This window comes from Corallococcus sp. AB049A (assembly GCF_003668885.1).
Classification (GTDB): Bacteria; Myxococcota; Myxococcia; order Myxococcales; family Myxococcaceae; genus Corallococcus; species Corallococcus interemptor.
In genome coordinates, this window is the sequence record NZ_RAWL01000460.1 from 1 (window position 1) to 6646 (window position 6646).

Here is a 6646-nt window from a genome sequence, read left to right on the forward strand (position 1 = left end):
CTTGTCTGGGATGGCCACCACCGCGGCGTCGCTCACGGAAGGGTGGGCGAGGAGATGGTTCTCCACCTCCTCCGCCGCGACCTTGTCGCCGCCCCGGTTGATCTGATCCTTCGCGCGCCCCTCCACCACGAGGTCGCCCTCGGGCGTCAGGCGCACCAGGTCGCCCGTGCGGTAGAAGCCGTCCGTCGTGAACGCCTTGGCGTTGTGCGCGTCCGCCTTGTAGTAGCCGCGGATGGTGTACGGCCCGCGCGTGAGCAGGTGCCCCGTCTCGCCGGGCGCCACCGGCACGTCGTCGTCGTCCACCACGCGCAGTTCGTCCGCGTCCGACATGGGGCGGCCCTGCGTGGTGACGATGCGCGTCTCCGGGTCGTCCAGCCGCGTGTAGTTCACCAGTCCCTCGGCCATGCCGAAGACCTGCTGGAGCGCGCAGCCCAGCGTGGGACGCACGCGCGCGGCGGCCTCGTCGCTCAAGCGCGCACCGCCCACCTGGAGGACCTTCAGGCTGGACAGGTCGTGCTTCTTCGCCAACGACGAGTCCAGCCACACCATGGTCAGCGGCGGCACCAGCGCCGTGACGGTGACGCGCTCACGCTCGATGAGCGGGAAGGCCACGTCCGGGCTGGGGTTCAGCGCCATGACCGCCGTGCCACCGGCTTGGAAGGTGCCCAGCACACCCGGGGAGGACAGCGGGAAGTTGTGCGCCGCCGGCAGCGCGCACAGGTACACCGTCTCCGGGGTGAACCGGCACACGTCCACGCTGGCGCGCAGGCTGTAGATGTAGTCGTCGTGCGTGCGCGGAATCAGCTTGGGCACGCCAGTGCTGCCACCGGACAGCTGGAAGAAAGCCACGTCCGAAGGCGACGGGCCCTTCAGCGCCATGGGCTCGGCGGGCACGGAGGTGAGCGCGGTGTGGTGGCCAGCGGCCCCCAGCACCAGCACGTGCTTCAGCGTGGGCGTGGCGGCCTTCACCTGATCCGCGAGGCCCCGGTAGTCGAAGCCGCCGAAGCGGTCCGGGATGACGTACGCGACGGCTTCCGTGAAGGCGCAGAAGTAGCCGATCTCCGACGCGCGGTGCGCGGGCAGCGCGAACACCGGCAGCGCGCCCATGCGGAACAGCGCGAAGATGACCTCGTAGAACTCCGGCACGTTGGGCAGCTGCACCACCACGCGGTCGCGCGAGCGGATGCCCAGTCCGTGGAAACCCGCGGCCATGCGGTCCACGCGCGCGTCCAGCTCCGCGTACGTCCAGCGGTGCGCGCCGCCGACCAGCGCCGTGCGCGTCCCGAAGTCCCGCGCGCGGTCGCGCAGGAGCTGGCCGAAGGTCTCCCCGCGCCAGTAGCCCGCCTCGCGATAGCGCCGGGCGAAGTCCTCCGGCCAGGTGGGGCAGCCGGGCAGGTGTTCCCGAGAGGTGCTCACGGCTGCACCTCGAGGCCCAGGCCCATGGCCTGGAGCATGGTGCGGAACTTGGCCTCGGTCTCCGCGAGCTCCGCCTCCGGCGTGGAGCCCACCACGATGCCCGCGCCCGCGAACAGCCGCAGGGTGCGCTCGTCGGCCTCCGCGCAACGGATGGTGACGGCCCACTGACCGTCGCCGTTCGCGTCGCACCAGCCCACGGTGCCCGTGAAGTAGCCACGGTGGAACGGCTCGAGGTTCCCGATGGCCTCGTGCGCCAGCGCCGTCGGATGGCCACACACCGCCGGGGTGGGGTGCATGGCCAGCGCCAGCGTCAGCGAGGTGATGGACGGATCCTTCAGCTCACCCGTGATGCGGGTGGACAGGTGCCACATCGTCTGGGTGCTCACGAGCGACGGGCCCCTGGGCACGTCCAGCGTCTTGCAGAAGGGCCGCAGCGCCTCCGCCACCGCGTCGATGACGACCGCGTGCTCGTGCAGATCCTTGGGGGACGCCATCAGCCGCGTGGCCCGCGCCTGGTCCTCCACGGGGTCCAGGCTGCGCGCGGCGGAGCCCGCCAGCGGATTGGCCAAGACCTGGAGGCCCGAGCGCGCCACCAGCAGCTCCGGGCTCGCGCCAATGAGCGTGCGCCGGCCCACGCCGGGGGCCGCGTCCGCGCGCTGCGGCAGGTCCACCGCGAACGTGTACCCATGCGGGTTGCGCCGGGCCAGGTTGTGCAGCAGCTGGCGCAGGTCCACCGGCGCCGCCGTGTCCACGTGCAGCGAGCGCGACAGCACCACCTTGCGCAGCGGGCCCTGCTGCATGAGCTTCAGCGCCGCCGCCACGCCGTCCTTGTACGCGGAGGGCTCCGGCACGGGCCGCAGCGTGTACTGGCCGGCCAGGGGAGAGCGGGCGGTGTTGGCCCCATCGAACACCATGGGCCCCGCGCGCTGGAGGGTCATGGGCACCACGAGGTGCGCCGCCACCTTGCCGTCGAAGGGCACCGCGCCCACCGCCACCGGGATGTCATGTGCCGCGTCCCGCGAGGCGTTGAGCACCGAGGCCACGCGCTCCGGCAGGCCGTGCAGCGAGTTCACCTCGCCCGCGTCCGGCACCGTCGCGAACACACCGCGCGCCAGCATGGTGCGCTTGGGGGACGCGAAGAAGAACGCGCCCGCGTCGTAGTCACGCAACAGCCGCGACGAGAGCGCTTCCTGCTCCGGCTCCGGCGCCACGGCCGGCGCGCCCACCACGCCGTCCACCGTCCGCGCGTCCGGCTGCCGCTCAGTGATTTTGGCATCAAGAATCATTCTCAACTCGGGGCGATGGCGGGACAGACGGGTGTCCGTCCCGGGGGAGGGAAGGGCTGCTTCAGGGAGGCGGACGTCGCGGGCTAGACGCCCAGCGTGGCGCCGCCGTCGATACACAAGTCGTGCATCGTGATGTGCCGGGCCTGCTCGGACGCGAGGAACACCACGGCCTCCGCGATGTCCTCCGGCGTGGCGATGCGGCGCAGCGGGATGCCCGTGCGGTAGGTGTCCAGCGAGCCCTGGATCACGCGCTCGGGGCCGGACTCGTCCGTCCACATGCCCCGCTGCATGGCGGTGTCGGTGGAGCCGGGCGACACGACGTTGCAGCGGATGCCGTGCTGGGCCAGCTCCAATCCCAGGCACTTGGTGAACATGGTGGAGGCGGCCTTGGACGCCGCGTAGGCCGCCATCTGCATGCGCGGCACGCCGGCCGCGTTGGAGCCCACCGTCACGATGGCGCCCGAGCGGCGGGGCACCATGTGCTTCGCCACCGCTCGCGACACATGGAACACGCCGTGGGTGTTGACCGCGAAGGTGGACAGCCAGTCCTCGTCGCTCTGCGTGAGCACGGAGCCCATGCGCAGGATGCCCGCCACGTTGGCCAGCACCTGGATGGGGCCCAGCCTGGACTCGATGGACGCGATGGCGTCCTCGATGCCGTCCTTGTCGCGCACGTCCACGCGGAACGCGGCGGCCTTCAGACCCTGCTGGCGCAGCTCCGCCACCAGCAGTTCCAGTCCGGCGGCGTTCTGGTCGAACACCGCGACGGGCATCGTGCGCGCCAGCTTGCGCGCGACCGCCGCGCCAATGCCTTGCGCCGCGCCCGTCACCACCGCGTATCCCGTCGTCGAGGACATCTGCCGCTCGTCCTGATTCTTTGAATGAAAATGAGAACCATTCTCATTTTTGAGGCCGGGAAGTGCCATGGTCATGAATTCCTGTCAAGGAGGCTCAAGCATGGAACCGCAGATGTCTGACTTCACGCGCGGAATGTTTCAGGCTCAGGCCGCGCTGGCCTTGGCGTGCGCGGCCGTCTCGCGGAGCACCTCGCCGGCGGCGGCGATGGTGTGATCGATCTGCTCCACGGTGTGCACGGCGCTGATGAAGTTCAGGTCGCGGCGGAGGATGACGCCCCGGCGGGCCATGCCGGCCTGGAAGGGGATCATCTTCTCGATGTGCTCGGGGACGGCCTTGCTGAAGCGGAAGAAGGGCACGGCGTCGTAGCCGATGACCTCCAGGCTGGAGCCCGTCTCGCGCGCGTGGGCGTTGACGCCGTCGCGCAGGCGGCGGCCCAGGCTGGCGATGTGCTCCACGTGGTTGGTGCGGCGGTACTCGTGGATGACGGCCTCGCAGACGGCGAGAGAGAGCATCTCTCCGCCGAAGGTCGTGGACACCTGCAGCTCGCTCAGGCGGGAGAGGTACTTCTCCGGGCCGGCGATGGCGGACAGGGGCATGCCCGCGGCGAGCGCCTTGGACACGGTGACGAAGTCCGCCTGGATGTCGAAGAACTGCTGCGCGCCGCCCAGGGCCAGGCGGAAGCCGGTGACGACCTCGTCCAGGACGAACAGCACGCCGTGCTTCGCGCACGTCTGTTTCACCTGGAGGAGGAACTCGCGGGTGACGGGGCGGTTGTACGGGATGGCCAGCAGCACGCAGGCCAGCTGGGCGCCGTGCTTCTCGATGTGCTCGATGAGCGCGGGCTCGTCCGGCGGCGTGAACAGGGGCAGGCGCGTGGTGAGCTTCGCCACCGTCGGGGGCACGCCCGGGGTGTCATACATGAAGTGGTCGTGCCAACCGTTGTAGCCCACGGTGACGATGTGCTCGCGGCCGGTGAGGTGGCGCGACAGGCGCACGGCGGCGGAGGTGGCGTCCGCGCCCGTCTTGAAGAAGCGGGCCATCTCCGCGCCCGGAATCACCTCCACCAGCGCCTTCACGGAGGAGACCTCCACGGGCGTGGGCAGCGAGTGGATGATGCCCTCCGTCAGATGCTTGCGGATTGTCTCCACCACGGCCGGGTGGTTGTGGCCCAGCATGTTGGCGCCCAGCGCCTGGATGAAGTCGATGTACTCCTGGCCGTCCGCGTCCTCGACCAGCGCGCCGTGGCCCTTCGCGAGGAACATCGGGAAGGCGCCGGGCGCGAAGTGGTCCGGCTTCTTCATCATCGTCTGGGTGACGCCGGGGACCCACTTGCGGGCCTCGGCGAGCAGCTGGTTGGAGCGCTCCAGCTTGAGCTCACCGACGATGGGGCGAGGCAGGGACGGATGACGGGGTGCTGTCTGGGACATGCAAGGGTCCTGGTGAGGGGTTGAGAGGGATTCAGGGCGCGGGTGTCGCGTCCAGCCGCACTGCGCGGCCCACGAAGGTCCAGAGCAGCCCGAGCGCGAGCGCGGAGACGGCCACGGCCAGCCAGCCCAGCCGCGCGAAGCCCAGGAGCGTGCCGTCCGGAGCGGAGGTGAGCAGCAGGCCGCCCATCCACGCGCCGAGCCCGGAGGCGCCGTCGCTGGCGGCCATGTTCACCGCGAGGTAGCGGCCGCGGAGCGACGGCGGCACCTGCGAAGCGACCAGCGCCATGGTGGGGATGGCACGGCCGGAGGTGAGCGTCATGAAGAGCACGAACACGACGGCCACCACCGGCAGCGGGGAGGGCGGCAGGTGCGTGAAGAGCAGGTGCGGCGCCATGGTGGCGACGAGCAGCAACGCCAGCGCGCGAGCAGGGCCCAGCCGGTCCGCCATGCGGCCAATCCAGCGCGAGCTCACGAAGGTGGCCGCGCCGCCCGCCAGGTACACCCACGGCAGGTCCGTGAGGGACAGGCCCACGTTGCCCACCATGAAGGCGCCCAGATAGGGGATGAGCAGGAAGCTGGCGAACACCACGGTGAAGGTGAGGCCCCAGCCCAGCGCCAGCCGGGGCGTGAAGCCCGCGGTGCCGGATCTCTGGGACAGGTGCCCATCCATGCGAGGCAGGAAGCGGAGCAACAGCAGCCACACGATGCCCGCGAGTCCCGCGAGCACGATGAACGGCGAGCGCCAGCCGCCCAGGTTCGCGAGGCCCAGGCCCAGCGGCACGCCGGCCACGGCGGACAGCGCGTAGGCCGTCATCACGGTGCCAATGGCCTGGCCCCGGCGCTCCGCTGGTACCGCGTCGCTGACGATGGCGATGACGACCGCGCCCATCAACCCCGCGCAGCCACCCGCCACGGTGCGAGCGATGAGCAGGCCCGTGGCCCCGGTGGCCGCGCCGCACAGCAGCGTGGCGGCGATGAAGCCCGCGTAGAGCATGAGCAGGGTGCGCTTGCGCTCCAGGCGGTCCAACCAGAAGACCCCCAGCACGCCCATGGCCGCGGACGCGAGCGTGTACGCGGACACCAGCGCTCCGAACCGCGTCGCCGACAGCGAGAGCCGCTGCATCAGCAGCGGGCCCAGCGGCATCAGCATCATGAAGTCGACGACGTGGGTGAACTGCACCGCCGCGAGGAGCCACAACAGCGTGCGCTCACGCGGGGCGGGGGATGGAGCACTCAAGACAATCACCTGAACCCAGACACACGACGGCCCTGGCTCGGCCCGGGGATGCCAGGCAGGGCTTCGCCGGGACCTGACACGTTTGGTGTTGGCCCGCCGTGACTTACCGCGACCAAGAGAATGATAATGAGAATCAACATCATGAGGCCTCTGGAGTCAATGGGAAAGCGGGTTCCGTGACGCATCCGTCTCCCGGCGGGCTGGTGACGTTCGCGCGGCTTGACGGGTTGCGGGGGCGGCGGAAGGGTGGGCGCCGAGCGCAGTCCGCCCCTGTTCATTCCGTCCAAGGAGTCGCTGGTGAAGAAGCTCGTCAACGCGCCGCGCGCGGTGGTGCAGGAGATGTTGGAGGGACTGGTGGCGCTGGCGCCGGGCCAGGCGTTGCTGGAGGGGGAGACGGTGGTGGTGCGCGCGGACGTGCCGGC

At 70.6% G+C, this 6646-nt stretch carries 5 protein-coding genes; all 5 read right to left on the reverse strand.

Annotated elements, in window-relative coordinates; all coding sequences use genetic code 11:
* Positions 1-1416, reverse strand: a 1416-nt coding sequence (locus D7X55_RS33425; protein ID WP_121725175.1) for a (2,3-dihydroxybenzoyl)adenylate synthase, incomplete at its 3' end; no start/stop codon positions are given.
* Entirely contained in the window at positions 1413-2702 is a 1290-nt protein-coding gene (dhbC, locus tag D7X55_RS33430; RefSeq protein WP_233610223.1) for an isochorismate synthase DhbC, read from the reverse strand. The genes D7X55_RS33425 and dhbC, both read right to left, overlap by 4 nt.
* An 83-nt stretch (positions 2703-2785) precedes the next feature.
* Positions 2786-3559, reverse strand: coding sequence for a 2,3-dihydro-2,3-dihydroxybenzoate dehydrogenase (locus D7X55_RS33435; protein WP_120546994.1), 774 nt, complete (start codon positions 3557-3559; stop codon positions 2786-2788).
* A gap of 144 nt (positions 3560-3703) precedes the next feature.
* On the reverse strand, positions 3704-4987 hold the full coding sequence (gene mxcL, locus D7X55_RS33440; protein WP_121725176.1) for a myxochelin B biosynthesis transaminase MxcL: 1284 nt from the start codon (positions 4985-4987) through the stop codon (positions 3704-3706).
* A 31-nt stretch (positions 4988-5018) separates the two neighbouring features.
* Positions 5019-6233: a myxochelin export MFS transporter MxcK gene (mxcK, locus tag D7X55_RS33445; RefSeq protein WP_121725177.1), complete on the reverse strand. Its 1215-nt coding sequence runs from the start codon at positions 6231-6233 to the stop codon at positions 5019-5021.
* Positions 6234-6646: the final 413 nt, after the last annotated feature.

What these genes read in the sequence shown, in the direction of transcription:
- dhbC (WP_233610223.1), bottom strand. Translation starts at nt 2,702, where the DNA reads ATGATTCTTGATGCCAAAATCACTGAGCGGCAGCCGGACGCGCGGACG.
- D7X55_RS33435 (WP_120546994.1), bottom strand. Translation starts at nt 3,559, where the DNA reads ATGTCCTCGACGACGGGATACGCGGTGGTGACGGGCGCGGCGCAAGGC.
- mxcL (WP_121725176.1), bottom strand. Translation starts at nt 4,987, where the DNA reads ATGTCCCAGACAGCACCCCGTCATCCGTCCCTGCCTCGCCCCATCGTC.